The sequence below is a fragment of the Burkholderia sp. SIMBA_051 genome, assembly GCF_046534915.1.
Lineage (GTDB): Bacteria > Pseudomonadota > Gammaproteobacteria > Burkholderiales > Burkholderiaceae > Burkholderia > Burkholderia ambifaria.
The window spans coordinates 1-279 of record NZ_JAWRXS010000190.1; the positions used below are offsets into that span (position 1 = coordinate 1).

The 279-nt window shown below is 70.3% G+C and carries 1 pseudogene; it reads right to left on the reverse strand.

Annotated elements, in window-relative coordinates:
- Positions 1–279 (reverse strand): annotated as a pseudogene (locus tag SB771_RS34125) (ATP-dependent DNA helicase); the annotation flags it as partial.

Below are 279 nucleotides of genomic sequence, written 5' to 3' on the forward strand. Positions count from 1 at the left end.
GTAGTAGTTGTAATCGCCGACCACCACGTCGGCCCAGCGCGCCAGTTCCTGCGCCAGATAGTACGGGCAGACGTCGTGAGCGAGCGCCGCTTCGCGCACCGCCGCGCGGTCGAGCCGCGGCCCTGCCAGCGCCGTGCCGCGCGCCGCATCGAGCCGGTCGTAGAAGCCGCGCGCAAGCGGACACGAATCGCCGTTGCAAGCCTTGTCGGGATGCTCGCAGGCTTTGTCCCGCGCGACGAGTTCGAGCGTTCGCAGCGGCAAGCGCTCGGCGCCTCGATG